This is a genomic window from Pseudomonas sp. P20 (assembly GCF_016463925.1).
Lineage (GTDB): Bacteria > Pseudomonadota > Gammaproteobacteria > Pseudomonadales > Pseudomonadaceae > Pseudomonas > Pseudomonas aeruginosa.
Genome location: NZ_JAEMVM010000022.1, coordinates 22,807 through 40,630, shown reverse-complemented (window position 1 = coordinate 40,630; position 17,824 = coordinate 22,807). Strand labels below are relative to the sequence as shown.

The window sequence follows — 17,824 nt, the reverse complement described above, 5'->3', positions numbered from 1 at the left end:
CGGCGGATTGTCGCATGTCGTTCAGCCACCTTCGTATTCGTAGGGCGTCACCTTGCTCGCCTGCATGCGGTAGCCGGCCGCCGCCAGCTCGCTGCTGGCGTTCTCCACCTTGAAGGTGCCCTCGACCCAGAATGGCTGGTACAACTCGTCCATCTGCACGCCCTTGGCGGTCTTCACGTAGACGATCTGGTTCGACGGCGGCGGCGGTACGTGGATGCAGGCGCCGTAGTAGGGGACCAGGAGGAACTCGGTGACCAGCCCGGCCTCGCTGATTTCCAGCGGCACGATGTAGCCCGGCAGCTTGGCCTCGATGCCGTCCAGTGCCTTCACCACCGGGGCGTTGGGGCTCTGCTGGCTGGCAGCCGGACCGGCTTCGCTGAGGGCGTTGGCGAGGTCGTGGATCGGCAGCGGCGCCGGGGCGGGCGGGGCGCCGGCCGGGATCAGTTGCGACCAGGTCAGTTCGCGCGGCGCGGCGCGCGCCACGGCACTGCCCAGGAGCAGGGCGAAAGCCAGCAGGAGGACGGTCAGGGAGCGCAGCATCGGGGAATATCTCCGGGTCATAGGCGGATCGACAGGCCATCGGCCAGGGACTGGCGGTAGGCGCGCCAGGCCGGCACGCAGCCGATCAGCACGGCGGCCGCCAGGATAGCCCCGAGCAGGCTCCACTCATAGTCGCTCGGCCAGGCCAGCGGCAGGTAGATGCCGTAGTTGGCCTGGACGTAGCCCTGGCTGGCGGCGATGCCGAGGTAGAGCAGGCCCAGGCCGAGGGCGACGCCGGCCAGCGCCAGGCTGAAGGCCTCGGCCAGCAGCAGGCCGAAGATGTGCCAGGGGCGCGCGCCCACCGAGCGCAGGATGGCCATCTCCCGGCGGCGCTCGTTGAGGCTGGTGAGGATCGCCGTGAGCATGCCGATCAGGCCGGTGAGGACGACGAACAGCGAGACCACGAACAGTGCCTTCTCGGCGGTGCCCATCAGGCCCCACAGTTCCTGCAGGGCGACACCGGGGAGGATCGCCATCAGCGGTTCGCCGGGATAGTCGTTGACCTCGCGTTGCAGGGCGAAGGTCGCCACCTTGCTCTTCAGGCCGACCAGGAACGCGGTGATCGCCTGTGGTTGCAGGTCCATGTGCCGCGCCTGCTCGGCACTGACGCGCCCGGCGCCCATCGCCGGCACCCCGTTGCGCCAGTCGACGTGCAGCGCCTCCATGCCGGCGAGGGATATGTGCAGGGTGCGGTCCACCGGGGTACCGGTGCGCTGGAGGATGCCGACCACGGTGAACGGCTTGTCGTCGTGCTTGACCAGGCTCACCGTGCTCACCCCATGGGCCAGCACGATCTTCTCGCCGAGCCTGTAGTGCAGGGCTTCGGCCACCTCGGCGCCGAGCACCACGTCGAACAGGTCCTGGCCGAAGGCGCGGCCCTCGGCCAGTTGCAGTTCCTGGCCGCGGCCGTAGCGGTAGTGCTCGAAATAGCCGGCATCGGTACCCATTACCCGGTAGCCGCGGTGCGAGTCGCCGAGGGAGATCGGGATCGCCCACTTCACCCGCGGGTTTTCGGCGAAGTGCCGGTAGCTGTCCCAGCGGATGTTGTTGGTCGCGTTGCCGATGCGGAATACCGAGTAGAGCAGCAGGTTCACCGAGCCGGAGCGCGCGCCGACGATCAGGTCGGTTCCGGAGATGGTACTGGCGAAGCTGGCCTTGGCCTCGGTGCGGACCCGCTCCACCGCGAGCAGCAGGCAGGCGGAGAGGGCGATGGCGAAGATCGTCAGCAGGGCGGTGAAGCGGCGGTTGGCCAGGCTGGCCAGTGCCAGTCGGAAGAGATACATGCTCAGAGTCCTGCCGGCCGGGCGGCGCGGTTGAGATCGGAAAGGGACAGGCTGCGGTCGAACAGCCCGGCCAGGCTCTGGTCGTGGCTGACGAACAGCAGGCTGGCGCCGGCCTCGCGGCATTCGGCGAAGAGCAACTGGAGAAACGCCTCGCGGCTGTCGGCGTCGAGCGCCGAGGTCGGCTCGTCGGCGATCACCAGCTCCGGCTGGCCGATCAGCGCGCGGGCGGCGGCGACCCGCTGCTGCTGGCCGATGGACAGGCTGTCGGCGCGGCGTTCGTGCAGTTCGCCGCCGAGGCCGAGCTGGCCGAGCAAATGGCTGGCGGCCTGCGCCGGGCTACCGTGGCGTTCGCGGGCGCGCTGACGGCGCAACGCGGAAAAGTGACAGGGCAGCTCGACGTTCTCGCGTACCGAGAGGAATGGCAGCAGGTTGAACTGCTGGAAGATGTAGCCGGTGTGGTCGACGCGGAAATGGTCGCGGCGCGCGGCGGACAGCTTTTCCAGGTCCTCGCCGAGCAGGCGGATGCTGCCGCGGCCGGGCTTCTGCACGCCGCCGAGGAGGCCGAGCAGGGTGGTCTTGCCGCTGCCGGAAGGCCCCTTGAGGAACAGGCTCTCGCCGCGTTCGAGATGGAAGCTGGGAATGTCCAGCAACTCCGCCTGGCCGGGCCAGGCGAAGCCGAGGTTGGTCAGGGTGATCAGTGCGCTCATGGGGGTAGGGGCGGAACGCTCCGCCGGAGCCTCGAGAATGGATGGAGGGGCGCCGCGCCGAATCCCTCGCGGCGCCTCCGGAACGATCCTACAGCTTCAGCTCGGCGCTGGCCGGAGCCAGGTCGGCGCCTTTCTGGCCGTCGGGACCGATCAGTTGTACCTGAATTTTCTGGGTGGCGGGGAAGCGCTTGAAGAACTCGGCGAGGGTCAGCAGCTTGAGCAGCTCGGGCTTCTCGCAACTGAGCTGGTAATGGGCGTGGATATCGGCATGACCGTGTTCGTGTTCGTGGCCTGCCTTCTCCTTGTGCGCGTGGGCCGGCGCCTTGTCGCCGAACAGCGGACTCCGCAGTTCCTGGCTGGCCACCGAGCAGCCGGCGGTGACCGGCAGGGCGAACAGCTCCAGCGGTTTTTCCAGCTGCGCGCGGGCCTTGGCCACGGCGGCCTTGTCCGCGTCGGTGCTGGCGGCGTGTTCGAAACCGACCAGGTTCATCGCCGGGCTGTCCAGCTCCAGTTCGAGGGTCTTGCCGTCCAGCGCCACGTTCAACTGGGCGACGCCGTGCTCGTGCTTGCCCAGGCTGCCATGGGCGTGGTCATGGTCGTGGTCGTCATGGGCCTGGGCGGCGAACGGCAGCAAGACGAGGGCTAACAGCAGTGGGCGCATGAACGGGACTCCGGCAAGGAAGGAAAAGAGTTTGTTACGTTATAACGAATTTTTCCGCCTGCCTAGCCTGGCCGATTTGGCCCCTACGCGCCGACGTGGGAGCATGGCGCGATTCGCTTGTGGAGAAACGAGATGGTGCGGATTCGCGGAAGCATCGGCGACTGGCCGGTGGACCTGACCCTGGAACTGGACGCCGAGGATTGGCGCCAGCTGGCGCAACACGTGCCCCCGCCGCCGCTGGGCGAGCCGCAGGTCGCGGCGGCCAGGGCGCCGGCGCCGGCAGCGCCGGTGGATCGCCTATGGCAGACCGCCCAGGACCTGCTGCGCGGCAGCGGGCGGATCGAGGGGCCGCAGTTGCTGGCGGAGTTGGAGGGGTTCAGCGGCAATGCCGGCGCCGCCAAGCAACTGCTGGTGCGCCTGCGGCACGACGCCCGGGTCAAGGTCGAGGTGGTCGACGGCACCCAGGTGTTCGTCTGGCTGGAGGACTGAGCCCCGCGGACGGGGCTCGGCGACTCAGTAGAGCGCCTGGTACAGCTTGCGGCGGTAGGCGGTGACCAGCGGGTGGTCGTTGCCAAGCAGGTCGAAGACCTGCACCAGGGTCTTGCGCGGCAGGTCGTCCTGGTAGCCGCGGTTGCGCAGGAACAGCTTGAGCAGTCCGTCCAGGGCCGCCTCGTACTGCTGTCGGGCGAGCTGCTGGACGGCCAACTGGTAGGCTGCCTCGTCGTCGCCGGCATCGGCCGCCAGGCGGCTCTTCAGCTCTGCGCTGTCGGGCAGGTCGGCAGCCTGGCGCAGGAAGGTCAGCTGCGCGCGGGCGCCGGCCAGGGCCTGCTTGTGCTCGTCGCTCTTCACCGCGTCGAGGATGGCCTGCGCCTCTTCCAGTTCGCCGCGCTCGGCCAGGCAGCGGGCGTAGAGGATCAGCGCCGCGGCGTTCTCGTTGTTCTCCGCCAGCAGGGCTTTCAGGGTCGCTTCGGCGTCGCCGATGCGGCCTTCGGCGAATAGCGCCTGGACCACTTCCAGCGGGTCTTCGTCGGGCAGCGCCGGTGCTTTCACATGGGGTTCGAGCAGGGCGCGGATCTGCGATTCGGGCTGGGCGCCGGCGAAACCGTCGACCGGCTGGCCATCCTTGAACAGGACCACGGTCGGCAGGCTGCGGATGCCGAAGCGCATCACGATGTCCTGCTCGACGTCGCAGTTGACCTTGGCCAGCAGCAATTCGCCCTGGTAGGACTCGGCGATCTGCGCCAGCAGCGGCATCAGCGCCTTGCACGGGGCGCACCAGTCGGCCCAGAAGTCCACCAGGACCGGCTTGTGGAACGAGTTCTCGATGACCAGCTGCTCGAAGTTGGCGCCGGTGACGTCGAAGATGTAGGGCGTATCGCTCATGTCGATTCTCGGAAACGCAAGGTGGTGACCACTATAAGTGGGGGCGCGCCGCGCGCAAACAAGCCCGTGCCTCAGGCTTGCCCGCGTTCGGCGTGATACAGGCTGACCAGGCGGAATTCGGCGGGCTCGGCGAGGTCCGGCCAGGTACAGGCTTCGAGCACGTCCAGGCGTCGGTACAGCGGATGACGGAAGTCACGGACCCGCGAGTCGGCGACCAGCGCCTGGCGGCCGCGGCTGAGGAACTGGTCGAGCAGCGGCAGGTTGGCGCGGTCGTAGAGCACGTCGGCCACCAGAATCAGGTCGAAGCGATCGTCCTCGGCGAAGAAGTCCGCCGAATAGCTCAGCTCCACTCCGTTCAGTTCGGCGTTCGCCCGGCTCGCTGCCAGCGCCAGGGGATCCAGGTCGCAAGCCACCACCTCGGCGGCGCCGGCGCGGGCCGCGGCGATCGCCGCCACCCCGGAGCCGCTGCCGAAGTCCAGCACGCGCTTGTCGCGGACCCACTGCGGGCGCTCCGCCAGCCAGCGCGCCAGGACCAGCCCGCTGGCCCAGCAGAAGCACCAGTACGGCGGCTCTTCGAGGATGCGGCGGGTTTCCTCCGGGCTGAACTGGCGGTCCATGTTCTGCGCGTCGATCAGCCACAGGCGCAGGTCGGTGCCGGGCAGCGCGGTGGCGCTGAGCCGGGCGTCGCCGAGCAGCTCGCCCAGCGCCTGGGTCAGGGCTTGCGGTGCCGTCACGGCGCGCGTACCAGGCGCAGTTCGCCGAGGGACTGGGTGGTCGGCTGGGCGATCCGCAACGGATGCAGGCGCCAGGCCAACTGGCCGGACTGGATCACCCGCGCGTGCAGTTCGACGCGCAGCGCGCCACCGGCCGGCGGGAAGGATTCGGGGTTGAACGGCAGGCGGAAGGGCATGAGTTCGCCGGTGGCCAGCACCGTCTCGCTGGCCAGCAGCCGCTGTGGACGGTCGCGCTCGTCGATCACCAGCAGTGCCATCTGCACCTCGCTGCCGCGTGGCAGGCTGCCCTGGATGCTGCTCAGCGTTCCGCTCAGCTCGCGCAGGTGGGCCGGTAGCACCGGCTCGACCATGGTCACGCTGCGCGAAGCTTGCGGCGTTGGCGCAGGCTTCGGCTTGTCGCTGGAACAAGCGGCGAGGAGAAGGACGGCCAGCAGGGCGATCGGGCGCAGGGTCATGGGCTGCTCCATAGCGGTGGAATCCGGGCGGCGCTTGTATAGCGCAAAGTGTGATTCTTGTCGCGCTTCGCGTAGGCCGCAACGTCCGATTCCTCTCGCCTTTCCCAGCGTGCCGGCGCCGGTCGATTCTGCGGGTGCTCGGTCGGGCGCGGATGCGCTACCATGCGGCTTCCTTCAGCTACGCCTGTATCAGCACCATGCATTGTCCCTTCTGCGGTGCCCATGACACCAAAGTGATTGACTCGCGACTGGTCGCCGAGGGCGATCAGGTGCGCCGGCGCCGCGAGTGCCTGGCCTGCGGCGAACGCTTCACCACCTTCGAGACCGCCGAGCTGGTCATGCCGCGCCTGATCAAGCAGGACGGCAGCCGCCAGCCGTTCGACGAGGACAAGCTGCGCGCCGGCATGCAGCGCGCCCTGGAGAAGCGTCCGGTCAGCGTCGAGCGCCTGGAAGCGGCCATCGGCCACATCAAGCACCAGTTGCGCGCCACCGGCGAGCGCGAGATCAAGTCGCGGGTGCTGGGCGAACTGGTGATGGCCGAGCTGCAGAAGCTCGACGAAGTCGCCTACATCCGTTTCGCCTCGGTCTACCGGCGCTTCCAGGACCTCAACGAATTCCGCGAGGAGATCGAACGCCTCGCCCGCGAGCCGGCCAAGGAATGAGCGCCGCTGACCCGCTGTACATGGCCCGCGCCCTGGAACTGGCGCGCCAGGGGCTGTACTCCACCCATCCGAATCCGCGCGTCGGCTGCGTGCTGGTCAAGGACGGCCAGGTGGTCGGCGAGGGCTGGCACGTCCGCGCCGGCGAGCCGCACGCCGAGGTCCATGCCCTGCGCCAGGCCGGCGAGAATGCACGCGGCGCCACCGCCTACGTGACCCTCGAGCCCTGCAGCCACTTCGGCCGCACCCCGCCGTGCGCCGATGCGCTGGTGGGCGCCGGGGTGGCGCGGGTGGTCGCGGCGATGCAGGATCCCAACCCCGAGGTCGCCGGTCGCGGCCTGCTGCGTCTGATGCAGGCCGGCATCGCGGTGCAGAGCGGCGTCCTCGAGGTCGAGGCGCGGGAACTCAACATCGGTTTCATCAAGCGCATGGAACATGGCCTGCCGTTCGTCCGGGTCAAGCTGGCGATGAGCCTGGACGGGCGCACCGCCATGGCCAGCGGGGAAAGCCAGTGGATCACCGGGCCCTCCGCGCGTTCGGCGGTGCAGCGCTTGCGCGCTCGCTCCAGCGTGGTGTTGTCCGGCGCCGATACGCTGCTGGCGGACGATGCGCGGCTCAACGTACGCCCCGACGAACTGGGCCTGAACGCCGAGCTTACCGCGCTCGCCGCGGCTCGCCAGCCGTTGCGGGTGCTGGTCGACGGGCGCCTGCGGGTGCCGCTGGAGTCGGCGTTCTACCAGGCCGGTCCGGCGCTGGTGGCGACCTGCGCCGCCGCCTCGGCGCGCGAACGCTTCCAGGACGCCGGCCACGAACTGCTGGCGCTGCCCTCCGCCGAGGGCCACGTCGATTTGCACAAGCTGCTCCTGGAACTGGCGGCGCGCGGCGCCAACGAAGTGCTGGTGGAGGCCGGCCCGCGTCTGGCCGGCGCCTTCGCCCGGCTGGGGCTGGTGGATGAGTACCGGCTGTTCGTCGCGCCGAAGTTCCTCGGCTCCAGCGCCCGTCCTTTGCTCGACTGGCCGCTGGCGCGGATGGCCGATGCGGCGCAGTTGCGGATCGACGACATCCGCGCGGTGGGCGACGACTGGCTGGTCACCGCGCGGCCCCATCCGCGGGACGCCTGAACTTCGCTGCGCGGCGACGCGGCGGACGATGCACAAGCGGCGCAACTGTGGTAAAACGCCACACGGCCATCTCGGTGGCCGTAACGTTCTCAGGGCGGGGTGAAAGTCCCCACCGGCGGTAATGGCGCGCAAGGCGCCTAGCCCGCGAGCGCTTGCCGGACCGGCCACCGCCGGACGACAAGGTCAGCAGACCCGGTGCGATTCCGGGGCCGACGGTCATAGTCCGGATAAAGAGAGAACGGGATTGCCTGCCTGGGCGTACCCTGTGCGCCCGCAAGATCCCCTTCGATCCAAAAAGCCCTGTTTTTCACGAAACAGGAGTTCGTCATATGTCTTCATCTTGGAATACCCGCGCTATGGCACGCAGGCCGCTCGGCGTCGCGCCGGCCATGCTGTGCGCCTGTGCGGCGGAAAAACGGGAGGTCGCATGTTCACCGGCATAATCGAGTCGATCGGCAGCGTCCGCGCAATGACGCCCAAGGGCGGCGACCTGCGGGTCTACATCGCCACCGGCAAGCTCGACCTGGGCGACGTCAAGCTCGGCGACAGCATCGCGGTCAACGGCGTCTGCCTGACCGCGGTGGAACTGCCCGGCGATGGCTTCTGGGCCGACGTCAGCCGCGAGAGCCTGGCGCGCACCGCCTTCCAGCACCTGAAGGTGGGCAGCCGGGTGAACCTGGAAAAGGCCCTGACGCCGACCACCCGCCTCGGCGGACACCTGGTGAGCGGCCACGTCGACGGCGTCGGCGAGGTGCTCAAGCGCGAGGAGAACGCCCGCGCCATCCAGTTCACCGTGCGTGCCCCGCGCGAACTGGCCAGGTACATCGCGCACAAGGGCTCGATCACCGTCGACGGCACCAGCCTCACGGTGAACGCGGTGAACGGCGCGGAGTTCGAGCTGACCATCGTCCCGCATACGCTCAGCGAAACCATCATGGCCGAGTACCAGCCCGGACGCCGGGTCAACCTCGAGGTCGACCTGCTGGCCCGTTACCTGGAGCGCCTGCTGCTTGGCGACAAGGCCGCCGAGCCCAGCGCCTCCGGCATCAGCGAAGCGTTTCTCGCCGAGAACGGTTTTCTCAAGTAACCCACGAATTGCATAAGGGGGTGCCCATGGCACTCAACACGATCGACGAACTGATCGAAGACATCCGCCAAGGCAAGATGGTCATCCTGATGGATGACGAGGACCGCGAGAACGAAGGCGACCTGATCATGGCCGCCGAATGCGTCCGCACCGAAGACATCAACTTCATGGTCAAGCATGCCCGCGGCCTGGTCTGCATGCCGATGACCCGCGAGCGTTGCGAGCGCCTCGGCCTGCCGCTGATGGTGCAGCGCAACGGCTCCGGCTTCGGCACCAAGTTCACTGTCTCCATCGAGGCCGCCGAGGGCGTCACCACCGGCATCTCCGCCGCGGACCGCGCCCGCACCGTGCAGGCTGCGGCGGCGAAGAACGCCGTGGCCGCCGACATCGTCAGCCCCGGCCACATCTTCCCGCTGATGGCCCAGCCGGGCGGTACCCTGGCTCGCGCCGGGCACACCGAGGCGGCCTGCGACCTGGCGCGGATGGCCGGGTTCGAGCCGTCCGGGGTGATCTGCGAGGTGATGAACGACGACGGCAGCATGGCTCGCCGGCCCGAACTGGAGGCGTTCGCCGCCGAGCACGGGATCAAGATCGGCACCATCGCCGACCTGATCCACTACCGGCTGATCCACGAGCGCACCGTCGAGCGCATCGCCGAGCAGCCGCTCGACAGCGAACTGGGCCACTTCAACCTGATCACCTACCGCGACTCGGTGGAGGGCGACGTGCACCTGGCGCTGACCCTCGGCAAGGTCTGCGCGGAAGAGCCGACCCTGGTCCGCGTGCATAACATGGACCCGCTGCGCGACCTGCTGCAGGTCAACCAGCCGGGCCGCTGGAGCCTGCGCGCGGCGATGACCAGGGTCGCCGAGGCGGGCAGCGGCGTGGTGCTGCTGCTCGGTCACCAGATCGGCGGCGACGACCTGCTCGCCCATGTCCGCGAGATCGCTTCGGCGCCGGCTCCGGCGCCCAAGGCCACCACCACCTACAGCACCGTCGGTGCCGGTTCGCAGATCCTGCGCGACCTCGGCGTGCGCAAGATGCGCCTGCTGAGTGCGCCGATGCGCTTCAATGCGATATCCGGTTTCGACCTGGAAGTTGTAGAATACCTGCCCGCCGAATAAGGCCTGTCCCGCCCGCCGCGTGCAAGATCGCGGTGGGCGCTATGCTGGACGGACCTTTCGACCCTTTTCGCTCGGGGCGCAACGGCGTCCCGGCTCTTTAACAGATGAGACCTGCTCATGACCCTGAAGACCATCGAAGGTACCTTCATTGCCCCCAAAGGCCGCTACGCCCTGGTGGTCGGCCGCTTCAACAGCTTCGTCGTGGAAAGCCTGGTCAGCGGCGCCGTCGACGCCCTGGTCCGCCACGGCGTGGCTGAAAGCGAGATCACCATCATCCGCGCCCCGGGTGCCTTCGAGATCCCGCTGGTGACCCAGAAGGTCGCCCAGCAAGGCGGCTTCGACGCCATCATCGCCCTCGGCGCGGTGATCCGTGGCGGCACCCCGCACTTCGAATACGTGGCTGGCGAGTGCACCAAGGGCCTGGCCCAGGTGTCCCTGCAGTTCGGCATCCCGGTCGCCTTCGGCGTCCTCACCGTCGACTCCATCGAGCAGGCCATCGAGCGCTCCGGCACCAAGGCCGGCAACAAGGGCGCCGAAGCCGCGTTGTCGGCCCTGGAAATGGTCAGCCTGCTGGCGCAGTTGGAGGCCAAGTGAGCAATCAAGACAGCGGCAACCCGGCAGCCAAGCCGCCGAAAGGCAAGACCGCCGCTCGCCGCAAGGCCCGCAGCCTGGCCGTCCAGGCCCTGTACTCCTGGCAGATCGCCGGCCAGCCCCTGCACGAGATCGAGGCGCAGTTCCGCACCGACAACGACTTCTCCGAGGTCGACGGCGCCTACTTCCACGAGATCCTGCACGGCGTGCCGCGACAGAAGAGCGAGCTGGACTCCACCTTCGAGCCCTGCCTGGACCGCCCGCTGGCCGAGATCGACCCGGTCGAGCTGGCCATCCTGCGGCTGTCCACCTACGAGCTGCGCAACCGCATCGACGTGCCCTACAAGGTAGTGATCAACGAGGGCATCGAGCTGGCCAAGACCTTCGGCGCCACCGACGGCCACAAGTTCGTCAACGGCGTGCTCGACAAGCTGGCGCCGCGCCTGCGCGCCGCCGAGCTGCGCGGCGGCAAGCGCTGATCCCGCGCCGGCGGCGTCATGGGTGAGTTCGAGCTGATCCGCCGCTTCTTCGCCGCGGCCGCCTGCGCGGCGCCGGCGGCGGACGTGGCCCTCGGCATCGGCGACGACTGCGCCCTGCTGGCGCCGCCAGCCGGCGAACAACTGGCGGTCTCCACCGATACCCTGGTGGAAGGCGTGCATTTTCCCGCCGGTTGCGACCCTTTCCTTCTTGCCCAGCGCGCCCTGGCGGTCTCCGCCAGCGACCTGGCGGCGATGGGCGCCGCGCCCCTGGCCTTCACCCTGGCCCTGACCTTGCCGCAGGCCGACGCCGAGTGGTTGCAGGGCTTCGCCCGCGGCCTCGACGCCATGGCCCGGCAGTGCGGCCTGGCCCTGGTCGGCGGCGACACCACGCGCGGCCCGCTGAGCATGACCCTGACCGTATTCGGCAGGGTGCCGGCCGGCCAGGCGCTGACCCGCGCCGGTGCGCGCCCGGGCGACCTGCTCTGCGTCGGGGGCCCGCTCGGCGAGGCTGGAGCGGCGCTGGAACTGGTGCTGGAGCGAAGATCGGCGCCCGCCGAGGTGGCCGAACCGCTGCTGGCGCGCTACTGGACGCCGGCCCCGCAATTCGGTCTGGGCCTCGCCCTGCGCGGCAAGGCCAGCGCCGCCCTGGACATCTCCGACGGGCTGCTCGCCGACTGCGGGCATATCGCCCGCGCTTCCGGCGTTGCCCTGTTGGTCGAATGCCAGCGCTTGCAGGCAAGCGCCGCGTTGAGCGGCCTGCTCGCCGGCGAGGAAGCCTTGCGCCAGCAACTGGCCGCCGGCGACGACTACGTGCTGGTTTTCACCCTGCCGCCTGAGTACCTTGGCGAGATTCGCGCCGCGTGGCCGGCCACGGCCGTCATCGGCCGGGTCGAGGCGGGACAGGGGGTGCACCTGCTCGACGCCGACGGAAAGGAACTCATACCGGCCGCGGCCGGTTACCAACATTTCGGAACCCAACGTGACTGAGCATCCTGATCAGGCGCCGGCGCAGCCGGTGCCGCCGTCGGTCTGGCGCAATCCCTGGCATTTCCTCGCCTTCGGCTTCGGCTCCGGCACCCTGCCCAAGGCGCCGGGCACCTGGGGGTCGCTGGTGGCCATCCCGTTCATCCCGCTGTGGCAGATGCTGCCGGACTGGGGCTACTGGCTGATGCTGGGAGTGACCATGCTGTTCGGCTTCTGGCTGTGCGGCAAGGTCGCCGACGACCTGCGCGTGCACGACCACGAAGGCATCGTCTGGGACGAGATGGTCGGCATGTGGATAACCCTCTGGCTGGTGCCGGAGGGCTGGTGGTGGCTGCTGATCGGCTTCGTCGTGTTCCGCATCGTGGATATTCTCAAGCCCTGGCCGATCAGTTGGGTGGACCGCAACGTGCACGGCGGCGTCGGGATCATGCTCGACGACGTCCTGGCCGGGGTATTCGCCTGGCTGGTCATGCAGGGTCTAGTCTGGGGATGGGTACACTGGCTGGTCTGAGGCCTCCCATGCGTCTGCTCGTCCTGTTCTGCTGCCTGTGGCTGCTGCCCGGCGTCGCTTCCGCCGCCCCCTCCGTGGGCGAGATCCGCGTGGTCAGCGAAACCTGGACGCGCTACACCCAGGAGGACGGTCGCGGGGTGGCCTGGGACCTGTTGCGGGCCGTCTACGAGCCGGCCGGGGTACGCCTGCGGATCGCCAACGAGCCCTATACCCGGGCGGTCGGCCTGGTCCTGCGCGGCGAGGCCGACGCCTGGGTCGGCGCCTACCGCGGGGAAATCGACGAAGCGCTTTATCCTCGCTGGCCCTATGACGTCGATCCGATCGCCGTGCTTTCCCTGAAAGACAATCCGCCGCCGCCACTGGAGGGCCTGAGCCGGTTCCGCCTGTCATGGATGCGTGGCTACGCCTTCGCCCGCTATTTCCCTACCCTGACCCCGCACAGCGAGTTGCAGCGCCGCACCTCGGCGCTGCCGATGCTGCTCAACCACCGGGTCGACTATTTCATCGATTCGCGTCCGGAACTCGAGGAAATGCTCGCAGGGGCCGGAGCGCTGGCGGCTGAGTACCGCATCACCGACGTCACTCGGTTGCCGCTGTATCTTGGCTTCTCCGATTCCCCCAGGGGCCGTGAGCTGCTGGCGCTGTTCGACCGGCGCATGCGGCAGTTGCATGCCAGCGGCGAGCTGGAGCGGATCTTCGCCCGCTGGAACTGGCCCTATGCGCCGTTGAAGGCAATCCTGCCACCCAAGGAGTGATCATGCTGCGGCTGTGCGTCGCCCTGTTTTCCAGCGTTCTCGCGTTGTCCTCGCTGGCCGCGCCCCAGGTGTTCGTGGTCGGCCTGTTCCCCGGCGCGGCGGTACTCAACGTCGATGGCCAGCGCAAGCTGGTCAGGGTCGGCCAGACCGGCCCGCAGGGCGTCCAGGTGGTCAGCGCCGACAGCCGCAAGGCGGTGCTGCGGATCGACGGCGTCGAGCGCACCTACGAACTGAGCCGCGAATACAACGAGGCAGGCTATTCGGCGCCGCAGCGGCAAAGCTTCAGCATCGCCCGCGGTACGGGCGGGCACTATTGGGTGGCTGGCTCGGTGAACGGGCAGAACATGCAGTTCCTGGTGGATACCGGCGCCACCAGCATCGCCATGAACGAGAACGAGGCGCGCCGCCTGGGTATCGATTACCGGGTGGACGGCAAGCCGATGGTCGCCTCCACTGCCAGCGGAACCTCGCGCGGCTGGCGGGTGACCCTGGACCGGGTGAAGATCGGCGGTATCGAGTTGCTGGGTGTCGAGGCGGCGGTGATCGAGGGTGGCTATCCGACCGAAGCCCTGCTCGGCATGAGTTTCCTCAACCGGGTGCGTTGGCGCGAGGAACAGGGAATGCTGCTTATCGAGGCCAAGCATTGAATGTCGCTCGCTCATAACCCGGGGTTCTATTCATCGTCCATCTCGATAGGTATTTGCGGCATTTCGAGCTGACCGGGCGCCGGACGCTGCTGGTACAATGGCGGACTTCCGTTTCCCTAGGAGTTCCCCGGTGTCCGTCGTGTTCGTCGCCGCCTCCAAACTGCCGACTCCCTTCGGCGAATTCACCATGCATGGTTTCCTCGACGAGGAGAGCGGCAAGGAACATGTAGCCCTGAGCATGGGCGACATCGCCGATGGCGCGCCGGTGCTTGGTCGCCTGCATTCCGAATGCCTGACCGGCGACGCGCTGTTCAGCCTGCGCTGCGATTGCGGTTTCCAGCTGGAAGGCGCGCTTGCCGCCATCGCCGAGGAGGGCCGCGGCGTGCTCCTCTACCTGCGCCAGGAAGGTCGCGGCATCGGCCTGCTGAACAAGATCCGTGCCTATGAATTGCAGGATGGCGGTGCCGACACCGTCGAGGCGAACCTGCAACTGGGTTTTGGCGCCGACCAGCGCGACTACGCCATGTGCCAGCCGATGCTCGCGCACCTGGGCGTCTCCTCCCTGCGCCTGATGACCAACAATCCGCGCAAGGTCAAGGCGCTGGAAAGCTACGCCATCACCGTGGCGGAGCGCGTGCCGCTGCAAAAGGGCCTGAACAAGCACAACAGGCGCTACCTGGCGACCAAGGCCGGCAAGCTCGGGCACATGCTCGGCAGCCTGCACCAGGGCGAGGCGGAAACCACGTGAGTCGCCAGCAAGCCCGCGGCGCGCTGGGACGTGCCTGGTGGTTGCAACTGGCGTTGGCGCTGTTGCCGCTGATCCTGGTCGAGTTCTTCCTCGGCGAACTGCAACCCCTTCCCCATGGCCTGGCGATGCCGCTGTTCATCGCCGCGCTGCTGTCGATGTTCGTCAACCTGCCGCTGTTCGGTGCCTACAAGCGTGGTCTCATCGCCACCCAGAAAGCGCTGGATACGGCGGAGGAAGCCGCCGCCTGGACCCGTCTGGCGCAGGTGCGCCGCAAGGCCCTGTTCGGCGCCAGCCTGCCGGCCTGGATCGGCGTGCCGGGTGTGTTCGCCGGGCTCAACGGCGTTGCGCTGATCCTGCTCGGGGTCACCAGCCTGGTGCTGTTCTGGCTCTACCGTATTCCGCGTCAACTCGGTTGATGCGCTCGTTCTGGCTGCTCGCCTGCCTGCTCCTCAGCCTTTCCGCCGGGGCGGCGCAGCGGGTGGTCAGCCTGGCGCCTTCGCTGACCGACAGCGTCCTCGAACTCGGCGCAGCGCGCCGCCTGGTCGGCGTGCTGGATGGCGGCGAGCGTCCGGCGGCGATTGGCGACCTGCCTTCCGTCGGCCGCTACGGCCAGGTCAATCTCGAACGCCTGCTGGAACTGCAGCCCGACCTGATCCTGGTCTGGCCCGGCAGCGTGCCCGAGGCGCAGTTGCAGCGCCTGCGGGACTTCGGCATCGCCCTCTTCATCGCCGAACCGCACAGCCTCGACGAACTGGCCCAGCAACTGGCTGCGCTGGGCGAGGCATTGGGCGAGGCCGAGGCCGGCCAGCGGTTGTCGGCCAGGTTCCGCGAAGGCATGCGGCGCCTGGCCGAGCGCTACCGGCGGGACAAGCCGCTGAAAGTGTTCTACCAGGTCTGGGACCGGCCGCTGTACACCATTGGCGGACGCCAGGTGATCAGCGATGCGCTGCGCGTCTGCGGCGCCGAGAACCTATTCGGCGACCTGCCGCAGCCGGCGCCGCAGGTCAGCGTCGAGGCGGTTCTGGCGCGCGATCCGGCGGTCATCGTCGCCGGCAGTCACGCCCAACTCGAACTCTGGCGGCAATGGCCGGCGCTGGCGGCGACGCGGCGCGGACAGCTGTACCGGATCGAAGACAAGAACCTCGAGCGGCCGAGCTTCGCCATGCTGGCGGCGACCGAGAAACTCTGCCGCTCGCTCGCCGGGGCGCGCTGAATGCTTGCCGGTATCGCGCGCTGTATCGGCGGATAACGCCGGCGGCGTTGTTCGCCCTACGGGCAATTGGGGGGTAGGGCGAATAACCGCAACGCGGTTATCGCTGCCAGTCGGCGGGGTATGTCGGTATGGTGGTGTATCGGCGGATAACGCCGGTGGCGTTATTCGCCCTACGGCAATTGGGGGGTAGGGCGAATAACCGCAACGCGGTTATCCGCCGTTGTCGCTGGGTTTGGCGCTACTGCCGGTCGAGACGCTGGCGTACCGCCTTTTCGATGCCCGCGGCATCCAGGCCGCATTCGGCGAGCATCTCGCTGGGCTTGGCGTGTTCGACGTAGTAGTCGGGCAGGCCCAGTTGCAGCAGCGGGACTTCGAGGCCCTCGCTGGCGAGGAACTCGCCGACCGCCGAGCCGGCGCCGCCCATCACGGCGTTTTCCTCGATGGTCACCAGCAGTTCGTGGCTGCCCGCCAATTCGCGTACCAGGGCTTCGTCGAGGGGTTTGACGAAACGCATGTCGACGACCGTGGCGTCGAGGCTTTCGGCGACCTTCATCGCCTCCGCCAACTGCACGCCGAAGACCAGCAGTGCGACCCTGCCGCCGCGCCGACGGACCACGCCCTTGCCGATCTCCACCGGTTGCAGGTCCGGATCGATCGGATGGTTGGGGCCGCTGCCGCGCGGATAGCGCACCGCGGCCGGGCCATCAAACAGGTAGCCGGTGGTGAGCAGCTTGCGCAGCTCGTCCTCGTCGCTGGGGGTCATCACCAGCATGCCGGGGATGCAGCGCAGGTAGGAGATGTCGAAGCTACCGGCGTGGGTCGGGCCGTCCTCGCCGACCAGGCCGGCGCGGTCGATGGCGAACAGCACGTCGAGGTGCTGCACGGCGACGTCATGGATCAACTGGTCGTAGGCGCGCTGGAGGAAGGTCGAGTAGATCGCTACCACCGGCTTCATGCCCTCGCAGGCCATGCCGGCGGCCAGGGTCACGGCATGCTGTTCGGCGATGGCGACGTCGAAGTAGCGTTCCGGATAACGTTCGCTGAAGGCCACCAGGTCGGAACCTTCCTTCATCGCCGGGGTGATGCCGAGCAGGCGCGCGTCCTGGGCGGCCATGTCGCACAGCCACTGGCCGAAGACGCTGGAATACTTGGGTCCGCCGGTCTTCTTCGGCGCACTGCCGGGAGCTTCCAGCTTGGTGATCGCGTGGTAGCCGATCGGATCCAGTTCGGCCGGGGCGAAGCCCTTGCCTTTCTTGGTCACCACATGGAGGAACTGCGGGCCCTTCATGTCGCGCATGTTGCGCAGGGTAGCCACCAGGGTCGGCAGGTCGTGGCCGTCGATCGGGCCTATGTAGTTCCAGCCGAGCTCCTCGAACAGGGTGCCGGGGACCAGCATGCCCTTGGCGTATTCCTCGGTGCGCCGGGCGATCTCCCAGGCCCCGGGCAGGCGCGAGAGCACCTTCTTGCTGCCCTCGCGCATGCTGCTATAGGTGCGGCTGGAGAGGATCTTCGCCAGGTAGTTGGAGAGGCCGCCGACGTTGTGCGAGATCGACATGTCGTTGTCGTTGAGGATCACCAGCATGTCGGCGTCGACTTCCGAGGCGTGGTTGAGTGCCTCGAAGGCCATGCCGGCGGTCAGCGCACCGTCGCCGATCACGGCCACCGACTTACGCTCCTTGCCTTGCAGGCGGGCGGCGATGGCCATGCCCAGGGCGGCGCTGATGGAGGTGCTGGAGTGGCCGACGCCGAAGGTGTCGTACTCGCTCTCTGCGCGGCGCGGGAAGGCCGCCAGGCCGTTCTTCTGGCGCAGGGTGCCCATCAGCTCGCGGCGCTCGGTGAGGATCTTGTGCGGATAGGCCTGGTGGCCGACGTCCCAGACCAGGCGGTCGTCCGGAGTGTCGAAGACGTAGTGCAGGGCAATGGTCAGCTCGACCACGCCGAGGCCGGCGCCGAAATGACCGCCGGTCTGGCCGACGGTATACAGCAGGTACTGGCGCAGCTCGTCGGCCAGGGTTTCCAGGTCCGCCTCGCCCAGCCGGCGCAGTTCGGCCGGCGAAGAGGCGCGGTCGAGCAGGGGCGTGGCGGGGCGCTCGCGGGGAATCTCATGGAGCGTCTTGGGCATCAGGCTGTCGTTATGCAATC

At 68.4% G+C, this 17,824-nt stretch carries 22 protein-coding genes and 1 riboswitch; of the genes, 14 read left to right on the top strand and 8 right to left on the bottom strand.

From position 1 onward, the window contains the following. Positions 1–21: 21 nt before the first annotated feature. The 4 genes from JHD77_RS23180 to JHD77_RS23165 all read right to left on the bottom strand — a co-directional run bounded on the left by JHD77_RS23180 (position 22) and on the right by JHD77_RS23165 (position 3,191). A complete protein-coding gene (locus tag JHD77_RS23180) occupies positions 22–540 on the bottom strand; it encodes a DUF3299 domain-containing protein (RefSeq protein WP_003105266.1) in 519 nt (172 codons plus the stop codon). Positions 541–557: 17 nt separating this feature from the next. Next, positions 558–1,823: an ABC transporter permease gene (locus JHD77_RS23175; RefSeq protein WP_003118230.1), complete on the bottom strand. Its 1,266-nt coding sequence runs from the start codon at positions 1,821–1,823 to the stop codon at positions 558–560. A 2-nt stretch (positions 1,824–1,825) separates the two neighbouring features. Continuing rightward, positions 1,826–2,530 carry an ABC transporter ATP-binding protein gene (locus JHD77_RS23170; RefSeq protein WP_003093325.1) on the bottom strand — a complete coding sequence of 235 codons (705 nt, stop codon included), beginning with the start codon at positions 2,528–2,530 and terminating at the stop codon, positions 1,826–1,828. 88 nt (positions 2,531–2,618) lie between these two features. Continuing rightward, on the bottom strand, positions 2,619–3,191 hold the full coding sequence (locus JHD77_RS23165) for a DUF2796 domain-containing protein (RefSeq protein WP_003105271.1): 573 nt from the start codon (positions 3,189–3,191) through the stop codon (positions 2,619–2,621). 132 nt (positions 3,192–3,323) lie between these two features. On the opposite strand from JHD77_RS23165, the gene JHD77_RS23160 reads away from it, so the two are divergent. Then, positions 3,324–3,680: a hypothetical protein gene (locus tag JHD77_RS23160; protein ID WP_003105273.1), complete on the top strand. Its 357-nt coding sequence runs from the start codon at positions 3,324–3,326 to the stop codon at positions 3,678–3,680. Between the two features lie 24 nt (positions 3,681–3,704). Here JHD77_RS23160 and trxA read toward each other — a convergent pair whose 3' ends face one another. The 3 genes from trxA to JHD77_RS23145 form a co-directional block, all read right to left on the bottom strand. Beyond that, positions 3,705–4,574, bottom strand: coding sequence for a thioredoxin (gene trxA, locus JHD77_RS23155; RefSeq protein ID WP_116849999.1), 870 nt, complete (start codon positions 4,572–4,574; stop codon positions 3,705–3,707). Between the two features lie 71 nt (positions 4,575–4,645). Continuing rightward, positions 4,646–5,308, bottom strand: coding sequence for a class I SAM-dependent methyltransferase (locus tag JHD77_RS23150; protein WP_003158811.1), 663 nt, complete (start codon positions 5,306–5,308; stop codon positions 4,646–4,648). Further along, positions 5,305–5,775, bottom strand: coding sequence for a YbaY family lipoprotein (locus JHD77_RS23145; RefSeq protein WP_003113050.1), 471 nt, complete (start codon positions 5,773–5,775; stop codon positions 5,305–5,307). Before JHD77_RS23145 ends, JHD77_RS23150 begins: the two co-directional genes overlap by 4 nt. A gap of 185 nt (positions 5,776–5,960) precedes the next feature. Here JHD77_RS23145 and nrdR point away from each other — a divergent pair, with 185 nt between their 5' ends. The 13 genes from nrdR to JHD77_RS23080 all read left to right on the top strand — a co-directional run bounded on the left by nrdR (position 5,961) and on the right by JHD77_RS23080 (position 15,682). Beyond that, the gene (nrdR, locus tag JHD77_RS23140) at positions 5,961–6,425 is read left to right on the top strand and encodes a transcriptional regulator NrdR (RefSeq protein ID WP_003107181.1); all 465 of its coding nucleotides are present in this window, start codon (positions 5,961–5,963) and stop codon (positions 6,423–6,425) included. After that, entirely contained in the window at positions 6,422–7,543 is a 1,122-nt protein-coding gene (gene ribD, locus JHD77_RS23135; protein WP_031755671.1) for a bifunctional diaminohydroxyphosphoribosylaminopyrimidine deaminase/5-amino-6-(5-phosphoribosylamino)uracil reductase RibD, read from the top strand. The genes nrdR and ribD overlap by 4 nt, the downstream gene beginning before the upstream one ends. Before the next feature lie 81 nt (positions 7,544–7,624). Next, a riboswitch (FMN riboswitch) is annotated at positions 7,625–7,787 on the top strand. A gap of 183 nt (positions 7,788–7,970) precedes the next feature. Further along, positions 7,971–8,630: a riboflavin synthase gene (locus JHD77_RS23130; RefSeq protein WP_003093316.1), complete on the top strand. Its 660-nt coding sequence runs from the start codon at positions 7,971–7,973 to the stop codon at positions 8,628–8,630. Positions 8,631–8,656: 26 nt separating this feature from the next. Further along, positions 8,657–9,754, top strand: a complete 1,098-nt coding sequence (ribBA, locus tag JHD77_RS23125) for a bifunctional 3,4-dihydroxy-2-butanone-4-phosphate synthase/GTP cyclohydrolase II (protein ID WP_003454181.1) — start codon at positions 8,657–8,659, stop codon at positions 9,752–9,754. 117 nt (positions 9,755–9,871) lie between these two features. Beyond that, entirely contained in the window at positions 9,872–10,348 is a 477-nt protein-coding gene (ribH, locus tag JHD77_RS23120; protein WP_003093311.1) for a 6,7-dimethyl-8-ribityllumazine synthase, read from the top strand. Then, positions 10,345–10,824, top strand: a complete 480-nt coding sequence (gene nusB, locus JHD77_RS23115) for a transcription antitermination factor NusB (protein ID WP_003093308.1) — start codon at positions 10,345–10,347, stop codon at positions 10,822–10,824. Before ribH ends, nusB begins: the two co-directional genes overlap by 4 nt. Before the next feature lie 18 nt (positions 10,825–10,842). After that, entirely contained in the window at positions 10,843–11,811 is a 969-nt protein-coding gene (gene thiL, locus JHD77_RS23110; protein WP_003454180.1) for a thiamine-phosphate kinase, read from the top strand. Beyond that, positions 11,804–12,319 (top strand): phosphatidylglycerophosphatase A family protein, encoded by a 516-nt coding sequence (locus tag JHD77_RS23105; protein WP_003093304.1) that lies wholly within the window; start codon positions 11,804–11,806, stop codon positions 12,317–12,319. Before thiL ends, JHD77_RS23105 begins: the two co-directional genes overlap by 8 nt. Before the next feature lie 8 nt (positions 12,320–12,327). Beyond that, a complete protein-coding gene (locus JHD77_RS23100) occupies positions 12,328–13,074 on the top strand; it encodes a substrate-binding periplasmic protein (protein WP_003102821.1) in 747 nt (248 codons plus the stop codon). Positions 13,075–13,076: 2 nt separating this feature from the next. Continuing rightward, complete coding sequence (locus JHD77_RS23095) at positions 13,077–13,721, top strand: TIGR02281 family clan AA aspartic protease (RefSeq protein WP_003093301.1); 645 nt, start codon at positions 13,077–13,079, stop codon at positions 13,719–13,721. Positions 13,722–13,851: 130 nt separating this feature from the next. After that, positions 13,852–14,469, top strand: a complete 618-nt coding sequence (ribA, locus tag JHD77_RS23090; protein WP_003110510.1) for a GTP cyclohydrolase II — start codon at positions 13,852–13,854, stop codon at positions 14,467–14,469. Beyond that, on the top strand, positions 14,466–14,885 hold the full coding sequence (locus tag JHD77_RS23085) for a hypothetical protein (protein WP_003102818.1): 420 nt from the start codon (positions 14,466–14,468) through the stop codon (positions 14,883–14,885). Before ribA ends, JHD77_RS23085 begins: the two co-directional genes overlap by 4 nt. After that, entirely contained in the window at positions 14,885–15,682 is a 798-nt protein-coding gene (locus tag JHD77_RS23080; protein WP_033936210.1) for a cobalamin-binding protein, read from the top strand. The genes JHD77_RS23085 and JHD77_RS23080 overlap by 1 nt, the downstream gene beginning before the upstream one ends. 238 nt (positions 15,683–15,920) lie before the next feature. On the opposite strand, the gene dxs is transcribed toward JHD77_RS23080, so the two are convergent. Then, positions 15,921–17,804, bottom strand: a complete 1,884-nt coding sequence (gene dxs / locus JHD77_RS23075) for a 1-deoxy-D-xylulose-5-phosphate synthase (RefSeq protein ID WP_003102816.1) — start codon at positions 17,802–17,804, stop codon at positions 15,921–15,923. Positions 17,805–17,824: the final 20 nt, after the last annotated feature.